Annotated in this window: 18 protein-coding genes; 9 read left to right on the plus strand and 9 right to left on the minus strand. The window is 54.7% G+C overall.

Annotation, left to right across the window (positions count from 1 at the left end):
- Positions 1–9: 9 nt before the first annotated feature.
- Positions 10–762, plus strand: a complete 753-nt coding sequence (znuC, locus tag EHV07_RS12845; protein WP_147198435.1) for a zinc ABC transporter ATP-binding protein ZnuC — start codon at positions 10–12, stop codon at positions 760–762.
- Entirely contained in the window at positions 759–1,544 is a 786-nt protein-coding gene (gene znuB / locus EHV07_RS12850) for a zinc ABC transporter permease subunit ZnuB (RefSeq protein WP_147198436.1), read from the plus strand. Before znuC ends, znuB begins: the two co-directional genes overlap by 4 nt.
- Positions 1,545–1,681: 137 nt before the next feature.
- On the opposite strand, the gene ruvB is transcribed toward znuB, so the two are convergent.
- The 6 genes from ruvB to aspS all read right to left on the minus strand — a co-directional run bounded on the left by ruvB (position 1,682) and on the right by aspS (position 7,121).
- A complete protein-coding gene (gene ruvB, locus EHV07_RS12855) occupies positions 1,682–2,686 on the minus strand; it encodes a Holliday junction branch migration DNA helicase RuvB (RefSeq protein ID WP_147198437.1) in 1,005 nt (334 codons plus the stop codon).
- 8 nt (positions 2,687–2,694) lie between these two features.
- The gene (ruvA, locus tag EHV07_RS12860) at positions 2,695–3,312 is read right to left on the minus strand and encodes a Holliday junction branch migration protein RuvA (RefSeq protein ID WP_147198438.1); all 618 of its coding nucleotides are present in this window, start codon (positions 3,310–3,312) and stop codon (positions 2,695–2,697) included.
- 71 nt (positions 3,313–3,383) lie between these two features.
- Entirely contained in the window at positions 3,384–3,908 is a 525-nt protein-coding gene (gene ruvC, locus EHV07_RS12865) for a crossover junction endodeoxyribonuclease RuvC (protein ID WP_147198439.1), read from the minus strand.
- 40 nt (positions 3,909–3,948) lie between these two features.
- Complete coding sequence (locus EHV07_RS12870; RefSeq protein WP_147198440.1) at positions 3,949–4,692, minus strand: YebC/PmpR family DNA-binding transcriptional regulator; 744 nt, start codon at positions 4,690–4,692, stop codon at positions 3,949–3,951.
- A 198-nt stretch (positions 4,693–4,890) separates the two neighbouring features.
- Complete coding sequence (gene nudB / locus EHV07_RS12875; protein WP_147198441.1) at positions 4,891–5,325, minus strand: dihydroneopterin triphosphate diphosphatase; 435 nt, start codon at positions 5,323–5,325, stop codon at positions 4,891–4,893.
- A complete protein-coding gene (aspS, locus tag EHV07_RS12880) occupies positions 5,325–7,121 on the minus strand; it encodes an aspartate--tRNA ligase (RefSeq protein WP_147198442.1) in 1,797 nt (598 codons plus the stop codon). Before aspS ends, nudB begins: the two co-directional genes overlap by 1 nt.
- A 277-nt stretch (positions 7,122–7,398) precedes the next feature.
- Between aspS and EHV07_RS12885 the strand changes: the two genes are divergently transcribed.
- The 6 genes from EHV07_RS12885 (at position 7,399) to EHV07_RS12910 (ending at position 12,655) form a co-directional block, all read left to right on the plus strand.
- Positions 7,399–7,962, plus strand: a complete 564-nt coding sequence (locus EHV07_RS12885) for a hydrolase (protein WP_147198443.1) — start codon at positions 7,399–7,401, stop codon at positions 7,960–7,962.
- A 94-nt stretch (positions 7,963–8,056) separates the two neighbouring features.
- Positions 8,057–8,881 carry a DUF72 domain-containing protein gene (locus EHV07_RS12890; protein ID WP_147198444.1) on the plus strand — a complete coding sequence of 275 codons (825 nt, stop codon included), beginning with the start codon at positions 8,057–8,059 and terminating at the stop codon, positions 8,879–8,881.
- Positions 8,882–8,971: 90 nt separating this feature from the next.
- Positions 8,972–9,367, plus strand: coding sequence for an MAPEG family protein (locus EHV07_RS12895; protein ID WP_147198445.1), 396 nt, complete (start codon positions 8,972–8,974; stop codon positions 9,365–9,367).
- Positions 9,368–9,460: 93 nt separating this feature from the next.
- On the plus strand, positions 9,461–10,201 hold the full coding sequence (gene cmoA, locus EHV07_RS12900; RefSeq protein WP_147198446.1) for a carboxy-S-adenosyl-L-methionine synthase CmoA: 741 nt from the start codon (positions 9,461–9,463) through the stop codon (positions 10,199–10,201).
- Positions 10,198–11,166: a tRNA 5-methoxyuridine(34)/uridine 5-oxyacetic acid(34) synthase CmoB gene (gene cmoB / locus EHV07_RS12905; protein ID WP_147198447.1), complete on the plus strand. Its 969-nt coding sequence runs from the start codon at positions 10,198–10,200 to the stop codon at positions 11,164–11,166. Before cmoA ends, cmoB begins: the two co-directional genes overlap by 4 nt.
- Positions 11,167–11,557: 391 nt before the next feature.
- Entirely contained in the window at positions 11,558–12,655 is a 1,098-nt protein-coding gene (locus EHV07_RS12910) for a glycerol dehydrogenase (protein WP_147198448.1), read from the plus strand.
- A 62-nt stretch (positions 12,656–12,717) separates the two neighbouring features.
- Here the strand turns inward: EHV07_RS12910 and EHV07_RS12915 are convergent, their stop codons facing one another.
- A complete protein-coding gene (locus EHV07_RS12915) occupies positions 12,718–13,575 on the minus strand; it encodes a hypothetical protein (protein WP_254446241.1) in 858 nt (285 codons plus the stop codon).
- A 177-nt stretch (positions 13,576–13,752) separates the two neighbouring features.
- Positions 13,753–14,508, minus strand: coding sequence for a copper homeostasis protein CutC (gene cutC / locus EHV07_RS12920; RefSeq protein ID WP_147198449.1), 756 nt, complete (start codon positions 14,506–14,508; stop codon positions 13,753–13,755).
- A gap of 102 nt (positions 14,509–14,610) precedes the next feature.
- On the opposite strand from cutC, the gene EHV07_RS12925 reads away from it, so the two are divergent.
- Positions 14,611–15,771, plus strand: a complete 1,161-nt coding sequence (locus EHV07_RS12925; protein WP_147198450.1) for a MalY/PatB family protein — start codon at positions 14,611–14,613, stop codon at positions 15,769–15,771.
- On the opposite strand, the gene EHV07_RS12930 is transcribed toward EHV07_RS12925, so the two are convergent.
- The gene (locus tag EHV07_RS12930) at positions 15,766–16,326 is read right to left on the minus strand and encodes a VOC family protein (protein ID WP_147198451.1); all 561 of its coding nucleotides are present in this window, start codon (positions 16,324–16,326) and stop codon (positions 15,766–15,768) included. The genes EHV07_RS12925 and EHV07_RS12930 overlap by 6 nt on opposite strands.
- Between the last annotated feature and the right edge of the window lie 279 nt (positions 16,327–16,605).

Genomic DNA, 16,605 nt, shown 5'->3' on the forward strand with positions numbered 1-16,605 from the left:
GTAATCGCTATGTCCTCATTGATTTGCCTTGATAAAATTTCCGTCAATTTCGGCCAGCGACCCGTGCTCTCCGAGATCTCTTTGACCTTGCAACCCGGCAGGATCCTGACGCTGCTTGGGCCTAACGGTGCCGGTAAATCAACGCTGGTTCGTGTGGTGCTGGGTTTGATTCAGCCAGATCGCGGTAAGCTGCATCGTCCCGCTGGCCTGCGCATTGGCTATGTCCCGCAAAAAATTCACCTGGACGCCACGCTGCCCCTGACCGTTGAGCGCTTTATGCTGCTGCGCGGCGGCGTGAAGCGCGCCGATATTTTGCCAGCGTTGAAAAGAGTTCATGCCGCACAGCTGCGCAATTATCCACTGCAAAAGCTTTCCGGCGGCGAGATGCAGCGTGTGCTACTGGCGCGTGCCCTGCTCAATCAGCCTCAGCTGCTGGTGCTTGATGAGCCTACACAAGGTGTGGACGTTAACGGTCAGGTCGCGCTCTATGATTTAATCGATCAGCTACGTCATGAGCTGAACTGCGGCGTGCTGATGGTTTCCCACGATCTGCATCTGGTTATGGCGAAAACCGACGAAGTGCTGTGCCTGAATCAGCATATCTGCTGCTCGGGAACGCCTGAAGTGGTGTCGAAGCACCCTGAGTTCATCTCGATGTTTGGAACGCGCGGCGCGGAACAGCTGGCGATTTATCGTCATCACCATAATCATCGTCACGATCTACAGGGACGAATTGTATTACGCAGAGGACAAGCTAAGTGATTGAATTGTTGTTACCCGGCTGGCTGGCGGGTTTCCTGCTGGCGCTGGCTGCCGGTCCGCTCGGCTCTTTTGTCGTCTGGCGCCGTATGTCCTACTTTGGCGATACGCTGGCTCACGCTTCCCTGTTGGGGGTCGCCTTCGGCCTGCTGTTAAATATCAGCCCTTTTTATGCCGTTATCGGCATTACGCTGCTGCTGTCGTTGCTGCTGGTCTGGCTGGAACGCCGCCCGCATCTGGCGATCGATACGCTGCTGGGTATCCTTGCGCACAGTGCATTGTCACTGGGGCTGGTGGTGGTCAGTTTAATGTCTGGCGTACGGGTGGATTTGATGGCGTATCTGTTTGGCGATCTGCTTGCGGTGACGCCAACCGATCTCTATACCATTGCCGCTGGCGTCGTCGTGGTGCTCGGCGTGCTGGTCTTTAACTGGCGTGCACTGTTATCGATGACCATCAGTCCGGAACTGGCGCAGGTGGACGGGGTCAATATTCAGCGAACAAAGATGGTACTGATGCTGGTGACGGCGCTGACGATTGGGGTGGCGATGAAGTTTGTCGGCGCACTGATTATCACCTCGTTGCTGATCATCCCTGCCGCTACGGCCCGCCGCTTTGCCCGTTCTCCCGAGCAGATGGCCGGCTTTGCCGTGATAGTCGGGATTCTGGCGGTTACGGCCGGACTGACCTTCTCGGCCTTTTATGATACGCCGGCTGGCCCGTCGGTGGTGTTGGGCGCCTCGCTGATGTTCATGCTGAGCATGGTAAAAAGGCCGGCGGTATAATAGCGAACAGCGTGCTGGCTCAGGGAGCATGCACAGGCATAAAGCGCTCTCCCTGGTAGCGGGCCGTCCATGGCCCGTGATGCTTTGCTCCGGGCTCGCTTCAGGTTTATCACCTGCCTGAGCGGCCTGAGTAGCAATCACTCTTCCCGCGTAATCCCAAAATGCTTGTAGGCATGCTGCGTAGCCATACGGCCACGTGGCGTACGCTGAATAAAGCCCTGCTGGATCAGATAAGGTTCCAGTACGTCTTCAATGGTTTCACGCTCTTCACCAATGGCCGCAGCCAGGTTATCCAGACCCACCGGACCACCGGTAAACTTATCGATAATCGCCAGCAGCAGCTTGCGATCCATGTAGTCAAAACCTTCCGTATCGACGCTTAGCATATCCAGTGCTCTGGCGGCGACGTCGCCACTCAGGCTGCCAGCCGCACGCACCTCAGAAAAGTCTCTGACGCGGCGAAGAAGGCGGTTAGCGATGCGTGGCGTACCGCGCGAACGACGGGCAATCTCCAGTGCGCCCTCTTCACTCAGCGGCAGCCCCAGACAGGCGGCGCTGCGGCCGACGATGTGCTGAAGATCTTCAACGCGGTAAAACTCCAGGCGCTGAACAATGCCAAAACGATCGCGTAAAGGTGAAGTCAGTGAACCTGCGCGGGTGGTCGCGCCAATCAGCGTAAACGGCGGCAGATCCAGTTTTATTGAACGGGCAGCCGGCCCTTCACCAATCATAATATCCAGCTGGTAATCTTCCATCGCCGGATACAGCACCTCTTCCACCACAGGGGAAAGGCGGTGGATTTCATCGATAAACAGCACGTCGTGCGGCTCGAGGTTGGTTAGCATTGCCGCCAAATCGCCCGCTTTTTCCAGCACCGGCCCGGAAGTGGTGCGTAAATTCACGCCCATTTCGTTGGCGACAATGTTCGCCAGCGTGGTTTTTCCCAACCCTGGCGGGCCGAAAATCAGCAGATGATCGAGCGCGTCGCCGCGCATTTTGGCCGCCTCAATAAATATTTCCATCTGCTCGCGAACAACCGGCTGGCCGACATATTCTTCCAGCAGCTTAGGACGGATAGCGCGGTCGATAATCTCTTCTTCGCTGACGGTTCCCGGCGAGACCAGGCGATCGGCTTCAATCATGCTTTACCTCAAATAGCTGCGCGCAGAGCTTCGCGGATCAGCGTTTCACAATCGGCCTGCGGGCGGCCCACTTTGCTAATCATCCGGCTGGCTTCCTGAGGTTTATACCCCAGCGACACCAGCGCGGCAACGGCTTCTGCTTCAGCATCGTTCGCCGCATCGGCGGGTTGCACTTCACTGGTCAGTGCAAACGGCGCATCGGCGGCGAACAGATCGCCATGCATGCCTTTAAAGCGATCTTTCATCTCGACAACCAGACGCTCGGCGGTTTTCTTTCCGACGCCTGGCAGTTTAACCAGCGCGGCAATCTCCTCACGCTCAACGGCCGTCACGAACTGCTGAGCGGACATGCCGGAAAGGATCGCCAGCGCCAGTTTAGGCCCAACGCCGTTTACTTTGATCAGCTCACGGAACAGCGCCCGCTCCTGCTTGCTGTTGAAGCCAAACAGCAGCTGTGCGTCTTCACGCACCACGAAATGGGTAAAGATCACCGCTTCGTGATTCAGTTCAGGAAGCTCATAAAAGCAGGTCATCGGCATATGGATTTCGTAGCCCACGCCACCCGTTTCCAGCAGCACCAGCGGCGGCTGTTTTTCCAGAATATTGCCTCTCAGACGACCAATCACGTTAGCTTCCTTCGGAATAGATTTAATGCGAGGGTTATATCATAAAAAAAGCTGGATGGATATCCAGCTTATCAGGAACGTAGCCGACCCCGGGCCAGGTTTAGCTTTCCTTCGCCCATCCGGTTAGCGTTCTGGCTAACGTGACAATGGGTGATGGCGATAGCCAGCGCATCGGCGGCATCGGCTTGAGGATTGGCAGAGAGTTTCAGCAAGGTTCGCACCATGTGCTGCACCTGGCTTTTCTCCGCGCTGCCGATGCCGACCACGGTTTGCTTAACCTGACGCGCAGCATATTCAAAGACCGGCAGATCCTGGTTTACCGCCGCGACGATAGCGGAGCCGCGCGCCTGGCCCAGCTTCAGCGCTGAATCGGCATTTTTCGCCATAAAAACCTGCTCGATAGCGAAATAGTCGGGCTGAAACTGGGTAATGATCTCCGTTACGCCGGCGTAGATCAGCTTCAGTCGCGTCGGCAGATCGGTAACGTTAGTGCGGATACAGCCGCTGCCAAGATAGGTCAGCTGACGGCCAACCTGACGAATAATGCCGTAACCGGTGATGCGCGACCCCGGATCGATACCTAAAATGATCGCCATCACGCACCTCCGGCCAGCGGGTTTTGCAGGGACAACGCCATTACAGGGTTGCCGCAACCTCGTCAGAGATCTCACCGTTATGGTAGACTTCCTGCACGTCGTCACAGTCTTCCAGCATGTCGATCAGACGCAGCAGTTTTGGTGCTGTTTCTGCATCCATATCCGCTTTGGTCGACGGGATCATGGTGACTTCGGCTTCATCAGCATTAAGACCCGCCGCAGCCAGCGCGTCTTTCACTTCACCCAGAGATTCCCAGGCAGTGAATACATCAATCGCACCGTCGTCGTAAGTCACAACGTCATCTGCACCCGCTTCCAGCGCGGCATCCATTACCGTATCTTCTTCCAGGCCCGGTGCAAAGGAGATCACGCCTTTACGGGTAAACAGATAGGCGACGGATCCATCGGTCCCCAGGTTGCCGCCGGTTTTGGTGAAGGCGTGACGCACTTCGGAAACGGTACGGTTACGGTTATCACTCAGGCACTCAACCATAACCGCCGTGCCGCCAGGGCCGTAACCTTCATAGATGATGGTTTCCATGTTGCTGTCATCTTCGCCGCCCACGCCGCGTGCAATAGCACGGTTCATGGTGTCACGGGTCATGTTGTTAGACAGCGCCTTGTCCATTGCCGCGCGCAGACGTGGGTTTGAACCCGCGTCACCGCCGCCCAGCTTCGCTGCTGTTACCAGCTCACGAATGATTTTGGTGAAGATCTTACCGCGTTTGGCATCCTGAGCTGCTTTGCGGTGTTTGGTGTTTGCCCATTTACTATGACCAGCCATTAATTAATTCTCTCCTCGATCCCTCACAGGCTATCTTACTGGTGAGTTTGTCCGCTGGCAGTGCTCAGAATCCTCACGTACCAAAAGTACGCTGCGGTTCTTGCGCGCTGGCAGCGAACAAACTCACTGCGACGATGACGCCTGGAAGTTTAACTAAGCCGATATCGTCCTGATTGAACGATCGTTATTCAAAAAACGTTATTGTACAAATTCTTCAATTGCCTGGCGGTTACTCCAGGACTTGGTCAGCGCTGCGCCCGCGTGTGGCGGCAGCCACTGATAAGCCAGGTGCTCGCTGAGGGAAATCTCCCGCTCGCGGGGTAGCGCCAGACAGAACCAGTGTTCGCTGTTATGCGTCACGTCCGGTGCGTAGCGATGGCGGAAATGGGTAAAGATTTCGAATTGTATCTGACGCTGGCAATCCACTAATGTGAGCTGCTCGGCGTTGATGTCAATTCCCACTTCTTCACACACTTCCCGCCGTGCGGTTTCGGCCAGCGTTTCACCCGCTTCCTGACTGCCGGTAACGGATTGCCAGAAAGCGGGATCGTCGCGCCGCTGTAACATCAGCACCCGCCCGGTATCACGGGCGAAAATCACCACCAGCACCGAGACGGGATGCTTAAATGCCATCAGTTGCTCTCTGAGCCGTCTTCAGCAGCGCGCTGATACTTCGCCATCACTTCAATGCCCAGCTCGGCCAGCGAGGTCGGGTTGGCGAAGTTTGGCGCTTCGGTCATCAGACAGGCTGCCGCAGTAGTTTTCGGGAACGCGATAACGTCACGAATATTGTCGGTGCCGGTTAACAGCATAACCAGGCGATCCAGACCGAAAGCTAAACCTGCATGCGGTGGCGTACCGAATTTCAGCGCGTCCAGCAGGAAGCCGAACTTCTCACGCTGTTCGTGCCCGGCAATACCGAGGATACCAAAGACGGTCTGCTGCATCTGGCCGTTGTGGATACGTACTGAGCCGCCCCCTACTTCGTAACCGTTAATCACCATATCGTAAGCATTGGCAATCGCCGTTTCCGGCGCGGCTTTCAGTTCATCTGGCGTCATATCGCGCGGCGCGGTGAACGGGTGGTGCATCGCCGTCAGGCCGCCTTCACCGTCGTCTTCAAACATCGGGAAGTCCACTACCCACAGCGGCGCCCAGGCGTCGTTATTGGTAATGTTCAGATCGCGACCCAGCTTCAGGCGCAGCGCGCCCAGCGCATCGGCCACCACTTTCGCGTTATCCGCACCGAAGAAGATCGCATCGCCATCCGCAGCGTTGGTACGGGTCAGGATCTCTTCGATGATTTCCGCCGTCATAAACTTCGCCACCGGGCTGCTGATGCCTTCCAGGCCTTTCGCGCGCTCGTTGACTTTCATCCATGCCAGACCTTTCGCGCCGTAGATTTCCACGAACTTGCCGTATTCATCAATCTGTTTACGGCTGAGCTGGGCGCCGCCCGGTACACGCAGCGCGGCTACGCGACCTTTAGCATCGTTAGCCGGGCCGGAGAAGACTTTAAATTCAACCTCTTTCAGCAGATCCGCAACGTCCACCAGCTCCATTGGGTTACGCAAGTCCGGCTTGTCCGAGCCATAACGGCGCATCGCTTCGGCAAAGGTCATGGTTGGGAAATCGCCCAGATCAACGCCCTTCACGTCCAGCCACAGCTCGCGCGCCATCCGCTCCATGATTTCACGCACCTGAGGCGCGGTCATAAATGAAGTTTCGACGTCGATCTGGGTAAATTCAGGCTGACGGTCAGCACGCAGGTCTTCGTCGCGGAAACATTTAACAATCTGATAGTAGCGATCGAAACCGGACATCATCAGCAGCTGCTTGAACAGCTGTGGCGACTGCGGCAGCGCATAGAATTTGCCTTTATGCACGCGGCTCGGCACCAGATAGTCGCGTGCGCCTTCCGGCGTGGCTTTGGTCAGCATTGGCGTTTCAATGTCTAAAAAGCCATTATCATCCATAAAGCGGCGCACGAAGCTGGTGATTTTGGCACGCGTTTTCAGGCGCTGCGCCATTTCCGGGCGACGCAGGTCCAGATAACGGTATTTCAGGCGTGCTTCTTCGCTGTTAACGTGATTTGAGTCCAGCGGCAGCGCCTCTGCGCGGTTAATAATGGTCAGATCGGTCGCGAAGACTTCAACTTCACCCGTTGCCATATCGCTGTTTTTGTTCTTTTCGTCGCGCGCACGCACGGTACCGGTGAGCTGAATGCAAAATTCGTTACGCAGCTCAGAAGCCAGTTTGAATGCGTCCTGACGATCCGGATCGAAAAACACCTGTACGATACCTTCACGGTCACGCATATCAATGAAGATCAGGCTACCCAGATCGCGGCGGCGATTAACCCAACCGCACAGTGTCACTTGTTGGCCTACGTGAGACAGGTTGATCTGTCCGCAATACTCAGTACGCATAACGATATCCTTTTAACTTTGCGGCGCACGGGCGGCATCATTACACAGCCCGTCAGGCGATGATGCCGCCGCGAAAAATGGCGGCCATTATAATGGAAAAACCCCGGCGCGATAAGGGGTGCATCCGCATCTGCGCCTCAAGCGCGGGCAAAATCACCATAATCTTCCCGCATCTCACAAAAGCTAACAAATTTCACGCTTTCCGAACATTGTTGTTATCGCTATCCACAGCGGCTAGCCTGTATTCTTACTGATTTCCCTGTTGACCGGAGAAACTATGTTAGAGATTAACGCTGCCACCACCGCGCTGGTACTGATTGATTTACAGGAAGGCATTCTTCCTTTTGCTGGCGGCCCCTATCAGGCGGCGGATGTGGTAACCCGTTCGGCTAAGCTGGCTGAAAAATTCCGCGCCGCTAATGCACCGGTTGTGCTGGTGCGCGTAGGCTGGGCAAAAGATTTTGGTGATGCCCCTAAACAGCCGGTCGATAACAGCCACAGCGGTGCGCTGCCGGAAAACTGGTGGGACTACCCTGTCGCGCTGAACAAGCAGGAGAGCGACATCGAAGTGATTAAACATCAGTGGGGCGCTTTTTACGGCACCGATCTGGAGTTGCAGCTGCGTCGTCGCGGTATTGATACCATCGTGCTGGGCGGGATTTCCACCAATATCGGTGTGGAATCGACCGCTCGCAACGCCTGGGAGCTGGGCTTTAACCTGATCGTGGCGGAAGATATCTGTGCCGCAGGCAGCACCGAAGAGCACAACGGCAGCTTTAAGCATATCTTCCCGCGCCTGGGCCGTGTGCGTACCTCTGACGAGATTATTGCTGCGTTGTAATGAGGCGGACGCCCAGGCTTTAACCGTCAGGTTGCGCTCCCGCTGCCATGCCGCTACATTTCAGCCCAGCGGTATTAACGGGGAGCGCAATAATATGAAGCCTTTTTATCTTGGCCTGCCGCAGTGGCAACATCCGCACTGGAAGAAACTGGGCATGGAAACCCTGGCCGACTACGCGCGCTATTTTAACTGCGTCGAAGGCAATACCACGCTCTACGCCCTGCCGCGTCCTGAGATTGTGCAGCGCTGGCGCGATATGACGCATGATGATTTCCGCTTCTGCTTCAAATTTCCCGCCACCATCAGCCACAAGGCGGCGCTGCGCAACAGCGGCGATTTGACCGCCGAATTCTTTGCCCTGCTGGCTCCGCTCTCTTCCCGTATTGGTCAGTACTGGCTACAGCTGCCTGCGACGTTTGGTCCGGCGGATTTACCCGCGCTCTGGTCATTTCTTGATGGGTTACCGAAAACATTCAGCTATGGCGTTGAAGTACGGCATCCCGAGTTTTTCGCCAAGGGCGAGGCTGAGCAGGCGTTGAACCGCGGCCTGCATGAGCGCGGCGTTAATCGGGTGATTCTCGATACGCGCGGCGTCCATTCAGCCATTGCCAATAATCCGGCAATTATTGAAGCACAGCGTAAAAAACCGCACCTTCCCGTTCATGCCGTCATGACCGCTGACCAGCCGATGATCCGCTTTATCGGCAGCGATAATGAAACGGCGAATCTGAAGTGGTTTCAGGCCTGGCAGCAAAAATTACCGCTGTGGCGCGAACAAGGCCAGCCGTGGTTGTTTATTCACACGCCAGATATCGCTTTTGCGCCCCGGCTGGTGCAGGCTTTGTGGCCTTCGCTCCGGCAGGCGATCCCCGAGCTTGGCGCAGCGCCGGACTGGCCGCAGCAGACCAGCTTGTTCTGATTTTGTGCGGGTCCGGATTTGTTCACTATGACAGCGTAACAACAATAGCTATGATGGCGCCTGAAATTTTCAGCGCGTTATGGAGTCCGGATGGTCAGCGCCTTGTATGTCGTGCTCGGAGCACTGGTTTTAATTAAATTTTCCTTTGATGTGATACGGCTGCGTCGTCAGTATCGCGTCGCTCATGGTGACGGCGGCTTCTATGAGTTGAAGGTCGCCATTCGCATTCATGGCAACGCCGTAGAATATATTCCCATTGCCGTTTTTCTGCTGGTGATGATGGAGATGAACGGTGCCGATATCTGGATGGTGCATCTGGTCGGGCTGTTTTTCTTTCTTGGCCGCTGTCTGCACAGTTACGGCATGCGCACCAGCACCCTGTTGTGGCGCAAGAACGGCATGGTCATTACGCTGTTGTCGCTACTGGGAATGATTATCTTTAACCTGATTTTCCTGCCCTGGGATCTGGTTCTGACGCTGAACTAAGCCAGTTTTTGTCGCAGAGTGGCAGAAAGGGTGCAGCCTGCGCCGCTTTCTGCCAAAATACCGCCTTTCCGTTTTTCTCCCGGACTTACCATTATGTCTAACCGCGATACGCTGTTCTCCGCGCCGATTGCCAAACTGGGCGACTGGACGTTTGACGAGCGCGTGGCTGAAGTTTTTCCCGATATGATCCAGCGCTCGGTGCCTGGCTATTCGAATATTATTTCTATGATCGGCATGCTGGCCGAGCGTTTTGTTCAGCCCAACAGTCAGGTTTACGATTTAGGCTGTTCGCTGGGCGCCGCCACGCTGTCGGTGCGCCGCAATATCAGGGCTGAAGGCTGCAAAATTATCTCCGTGGATAATTCCCCGGCGATGGTTGAACGCTGCCGCCGTCATATTGACGCCTTCCGCGCCGATACGCCGGTTGAGGTAATCGAGGCGGATATTCGTGATATCGCCATTGAGAATGCCTCGATGGTGGTGCTGAACTTTACCCTGCAATTTTTAGAGCCTGACGAGCGTCAGAATTTGCTCAATAAGGTCTGGCAGGGTTTGCGCCCGGGCGGCGCGCTGGTGCTTTCCGAAAAATTCAGCTTTGCCGATGCCGACGTTGGCGAACTGCTCTTCAATATGCACCACGATTTTAAACGGGCTAACGGCTACAGCGAACTGGAGATCAGTCAGAAGCGCAGCATGCTGGAAAATGTGATGCTGACCGACAGCGTGGAAACGCACAAAGCCCGTTTACGCACTGCTGGATTTGAACACGCTGAGCTGTGGTTCCAGTGCTTTAATTTTGGCTCGCTCATCGCACTGAAGGCAGGAACTGACTGATGGAGTTCGGCAATTTTTACCAGTTAATCGCAAAGAGTCCGCTTTCCCACTGGCTGGAGACGCTTCCGGCACAGATCGCAACCTGGCAGCGTGAGCAGCTGCACGGTCATTTTAAAAACTGGGATCGCTCGGTTGAATACCTGCCGGATTTGACGCCAGAAACCTTAGATTTGCTGCACAGCGTTACCGCCGACAGCAGTCAGTTGACCGAGCGTCAGCGCGGCGGCATTGAAAAGCTGCTGCGCAATCTGATGCCGTGGCGCAAAGGCCCCTATTCCCTGTACGGCGTGAACATCAACACCGAATGGCGTTCGGACTGGAAGTGGGATCGCGTGCTGCCGCATATTTCTCCGCTGGCGGGCCGAACCATTCTGGACGTGGGCTGCGGCAGTGGTTATCACATGTGGCGGATGGTTGGCGCAGGTGCAAACCTCGTAGTGGGCATCGATCCGATGCAGCTGTTCATTTGCCAGTTTGAAGCGGTGCGCAAGCTGTTGGGCAACGATCAGCGTGCGCATGTGCTGCCGCTGGGCATTGAGCAGCTGCCGGAGCTGAAAGCGTTTGATACGGTGTTTTCGATGGGCGTGCTCTATCACCGTCGTTCGCCGCTGGATCATCTGTTGCAGCTGAAGAATCAGCTGGTAAGCGGCGGCGAGCTGGTGCTGGAAACGCTGGTGATTGCCGGTGGCGACCAGGAAGTGCTGGTGCCGGGCGAACGCTATGCTCAGATGCGCAACGTCTACTTTATTCCCTCTACGGGCGCGTTGAAGAACTGGCTGGAGAAATGTGGTTTTGTCGATGTGCGCATCGCCGACTATTCCGTGACCAGTACAGAAGAGCAGCGCCGTACCGACTGGATGACCAGCGAGTCGCTGGCGGAGTTTCTCGACCCGCTGGATTCGAATAAAACGATAGAAGGTTATCCGGCACCGCTGCGCGCGGTACTGGTGGCACGGAAGCCATAAGGTTTTGGGTTAAATGCTGACCCGCCAGCTGCGGTCGGTAAAAAGACGCAAGGCCAACGGCGGATCCGGCGTCTGTCGCCAGTGAGGGGCAGAACACCGGGCCGCCGCCCGGCGGCTTAACCGGCGCGTCCCTGCGCCCGATATCCGGTTTATCTTCCCTGGCTGCCGCCCGCAGACCCTTGCGTTGTTGGCAGAACAGGTTGCCAATAACTACGCTGTTCACAGCAGATACTTGATCAATAGCGACTTGTTCTAAAACACTGCCCCTTCAGCGATAGAGACAAATCAGGCTTTTTCCTTTAATCCCGCGTTTAATCAAGCCCACCGCCCGAAAACAGGCCAGGCTATAATCCGTACGACATCTTTTTCATTTACCTGAAAGGAGTCCCACATGAGTAAATTTGTTTTCTCTTCACCGCGTAAATATGTTCAGGGTGCTGGCGTTCTGGCACAGCTTGGCGAGTATGTGGCGGAGTTAGGCAATAGCGCCTTTGTGGTTGCGGATGAAATCGTCTGGGGGCTGATTGGCAAAGAGGTTCAGGCCTCGCTGCAACAGCATAAAATCGAATTTCATTATCAGCAGTTTAAGGGCGAAGCCTCCAGCAACGAAATCACCCGTCTGGCAGGACTGGCGAAAAATCAGGGTGCCCGTTTGGTGGTAGGTCTTGGCGGCGGCAAGACGCTGGACACGGTCAAAGCCGTTGCCGATGAGCTGAAACAGCCGGTGGTTATCGTGCCTACCATAGCCTCAACTGATGCGCCTTGCAGCGCGCTTTCGGTGATCTACTCCGACAGCGGCGTCTTTGAAAGCTATCGTTTTTACAGCAAGAACCCGGATCTGGTACTGGTAGATACGCAGGTCTGCGCCCGCGCGCCAGTCCGGCTGTTTGCTTCCGGCATTGCCGATGGTCTGGCAACCTTTGTTGAAGCCCAGGCAGTGAAACGCTCACACAGCAAATCGATGGTGGATGGCGATCCGACCATTGCCGGTATGGCGATTGCCGAAGCCTGCGAAAAAACCTTACTCACCTACGGATTCAGTGCGTACCAGGCGGTCGCGCAGAAGCTGGTGACGCCAGCGGTGGAAGCGGTAGTGGAAGCGAACACGCTGCTTTCCGGTCTCGGATTTGAAAATGCCGGGCTGGCTGGCGCGCATGCTATCCATAATGGTTTTACCGCCATTGACGGCGAAATCCATCATCTGACCCATGGCGAAAAAGTGGCTTACGGAACGCTAACGCAGATGGTGCTGGAGCAGCGTCCGGACGAAGAAATCGCGCGCTATATTCGTTTTTATCGCGCCATTAAGATGCCAACCACGCTGAAAGAGCTGCATCTGGACAATGAAAGCTGGGAAAATTTGGTCAAAATCGGCGAACTGGCAAACAGCGAAGGCGATACGCTGAAAAACCTTAATCCTCATCTCAGCGCGGAAGACGTTGCCAGCGCGATTCTGGCCGTGGATGCTTTCAGTCAGACCATCAAGTAAACCTGCGGTACGATTTGTCAACCAACGCCGGGTGCCTCCTGCGCACCCGCTTTCCTGCCGTGCTATTGCCCCTCTTCCTTGCTGTTATCCCAATATTCAAACTTATAGGCGGCACTGATATTACGCAGGATTTCACCTTGCGCGAAAACTTCCTTTTCGCGTGAGTAACTGAGCGTGCAGTTATCATGATCGTCCCAAAGCTGGCACTCATCAACGGCCGTCAGTTCGCTGTTCTCGTTATGCGTTTGGGTCGAAAGGCGCTGCTCGCGGTTCTGCTTATCGTACAGCCAGCTCATCTTACTGCTGGCGGATGTGCTGGCGATCAGCTGATCTTTCTCGTTCCACTGATAACGATATTCACCGTTCGTTTGCCGATCCGATCCGCGGGCCACGCTCTTAATCAACCTCGATCGCGGGTCGTAACTGTTGGTTGTTTCCGTAAAGCCTTTCTTTCCCTGCAACAAAAACGCGTCGGTGGAACTGGTGATGGTGCCCTGTTTGCCGGTCAGGAAATTGATTTTCCCCTGCTTGCGATTGACCTCCACCGGCTGCCCGCTTTGCATGACAAAAACCGACATGTCATACACCGCTTCCCACCCGCTGGTAACACGGACAATGCTCTGCACCATCTTCAGCAGCATATTACCTTCGGCCTTATCAAAACTGACGTCCGCGCGCAGCAGTGAGCCGCAGCGGTCAAACTCACCCAGGATCCGTTTCTGCTGATTAACGTCTTTACCAAACTCGCCCATAACCACCTGCTTTATCGGCCCTTTGGCTGTACCACCGAGCAGCAAAATGCTGTTGCTGTCGTTGATCAGTTGGGCATTGGGTGGGCAGGCTGTTGCAGACGAGGCTATGCCGGAAAAAAACGCGGTGAACAAAGCAACAGATCCAACAGCCAGATTGAGGATGTTCATCAGGAGTCTCATCAACATTGAAAGAACAAAATAAGTGTAAAGCAAACCACGGGAGATGGCGGAAAGGCTTGTTCTGCACCCGAATTTATCAAGAAAAAAAGCCCCATCAAAACGATGGGGCCTGGTACTTGCAAACATCACGTCGCTGAACTGGCGTGCTGCGCGGCAAAATCGGATTCAGGCGACTCTGACGGGAGAACTGAGCGCCAGGGAAGCTTTCATTGCCTCCACCATATCACTATCTACGCAAGGACGGCTAAATTCATCTGTTTCCGCTACGGAACTCATCGATACCCCGGCTTTACGATAGCGCATTGGTGAAGCGACACGCTGGCTGGCCGAGCTGTGAACCTCGCTCAAACCGGCCTCAACAAACTTCTGCAAATTGCTGAGGCGAACACCAGCACCCGCCATGATGATTGGACCACGCGTGTTGCGAGTTAGTTCCTTTAATAAAGGTAATCCACTTTCGGCGCTTTGCTGCTGTCCGGAAGTTAAAATACGGGCGACCCCTAAATCGGTGAGCTGTTGCAGCGCCATCAATGGACTGTGGCACAGATCAAAGGCGCGATGAAAAGTCACCGCCATGCCTTCACAGAGGGCCATGACCTGCTGCATCCGGGCCATATTAATATGGCCGTCCACGTCCAGCATGCCGACCACCACGCCAGGAAAGCCCAGCTCACGGATAAAGGCGATATCCGACTTTATCTCATTAAACTCGCCGTCGGTGTAGCAAAAATCACCTCCGCGTGGGCGCACGATAGGATGTACGGGAATAGTAATACTGTTGCGGGCCTGTTTTAAGCTCCCTGCGGAAGGCGTTAATCCTCCTTCTGACGGCGCTGAACAAAGTTCAATCCGATCGGCACCGGCTTTTTCAGCGGTAAGGGCACAATCGACTCCAAAGCAGCATACTTCCAGTTTTAGCATTCCATCCTCCTGTTTAATGACTGCTGGCGGGTTGTGTGAATGAATTCCGCTGTATTAGTCTGGTATGACACGCTAAGAATAATTTTAACGGGAATCGCTAACATGACATGTAATTTTGACCAGCGGATAGATCGCCGTCACAGCGATAGTCTTAAATGGCAGAAATATGGTGCGCGGGATATCCTGCCACTGTGGATAGCGGACACGGATTTTCGTTCGCCGGATTGCGTTATTGATGCTCTGAAACAGCGTGTTGAGCATGGAATTTTTGGTTACGGCAGCTCGCCGGTAGAGTTGGCCGACGCGATAATGATGCGCATGGCCGAGCGTTATCAGTGGCAAATTAAAGCTGAATGGCTGGTTTTTTTACCCGGCGTCGTGAGCGGGCTGAATATCGCCGTTCGCGCTTTTACCGACGCGCATCAGGGCACCATTGCCCCTACGCCCATTTATCCGCCTTTTCGCTCTGCGGCAAAGCTGGCAAACCGCAGACAAATTAATGCCCCGCTCCAGCTTGAAGATCGACGCTGGGTGATCCGGCTGGACGAGCTTGAAGCGCAAATGGACGGTAATGAAAAGCTGCTGATGCTCTGTAACCCACAAAATCCCGGGGGCACAGTGTACCGCCGGGAAGAGTTGGAAGAACAGCTCAGCTTCGCTCAGCGCCACGATCTGATCGTCTGTTCTGATGAGATCCACTGCGATCTGCTGCTTGAACCGGGCGTGAAACATATTCCTTTCGCCAGCCTGAATGAGGATGCCGCACGGCGTTCGGTGACGCTGGTCTCGCCGTCCAAGACCTTTAATATTGCCGGGCTTGGTGCTTCCGTGGCGATCATCCCGGATAAAACCTTACGCGAGCGATTTAAGGCAATACGTCAGGGCATCGTTCCGCCAGTGGATATTCTGTCGCTGGTGGCCGCCAATGCGGCCTGGCGTGACGGTCAGGCCTGGCTTGACGAACAGCTGGCCTATTTACAGAAGTCGCGCGATCTTTTGGTAAAACGCATCAATGCTATCGAGGGGCTTTCCGTTGTCGCGCCGGAAGCCAGCTATCTTGCGTGGATTGATGCCAGCAAGCTCAACGTCGCCAGCCCGGCGCTGTTTTTTGAACGACACGGGCTGGGCTTTTCGCCGGGACGGGATTTTGGAGATGACGGCTTCGTCCGCTTCAATTTTGGCTGCCCGCGCGACCTGATTGATGAAGCTATAAAAAGGATGGAAAAGGCAGTGCGTACCCTGCCTCTCCGGGTCGTTTTATAACTCGCTTTCCACAATCTCTTTCAGGCTCCAGGGATGGAACTTGATGGTGACGGTACCGTTTGAGACGGCCAGCGTCGGGTTCGGCAGGCGCTCGCCCTCGCCTTTTGGCGCGCTGTTTTTGATCGACAGACCTGGCTTACTCAACCCTTCATCGGCAAACAGCGCCAGCGCCCTGGCGCTCAACGTATGCGGATCGCCGCTTAAAACAATCTCAACGTGCTCCCAACCTTCATGCCGGTAGACCTTTTCACCCGGCCAGGGCAGCTCAACCACACTGATTTCCCATGGCCCTACTTTTAGCGGCGTTGTTAACTCAAATAGCGCAATTGGGCGCCCGTGAATCGCTTTTTCAGAAAACAGCACACCATGCTGTAAAAAGCCTTTTTTCCAGCGTTCTGCGGTGGCGGACTGATGACAACGCACGGCGATATGGTCAGCTTTCAGCGCATCCAGCTGTAGCCCTAACCGGTCCGCCAGATCGTAAAGAGATCGTAAAAAACGTGATGAATCATTAGCTAAATCGGCTAATTCTTCCGCGAAATGACCTTCAAACATCTTTTAACCTCGCGCTTACTGTAATTATCTTAATCATTGTGAATTTTATACTCCGCTTGTTCGGGCCAGCTATTCTGTTGAATATTTAAATATCCACCAGTAAAACTTATAAAAAATTGGAAAAAACTGCCTTTTATTGAGTTTAGATTGGCTTTGTTTCAGCGATTTTTCTGAAAAAGAGTTTTTAACTTTCTGTTTTTGTTTAGTTAAATTTATACAATGCGACTATTCTTAAATCGCTGGCCCTGACTTGTAGGGTATTCTTGTTCCTTATAGATT

It is taken from the genome of Pantoea sp. CCBC3-3-1 (assembly GCF_007981265.1).
Classification (GTDB): Bacteria; Pseudomonadota; Gammaproteobacteria; order Enterobacterales; family Enterobacteriaceae; genus Erwinia.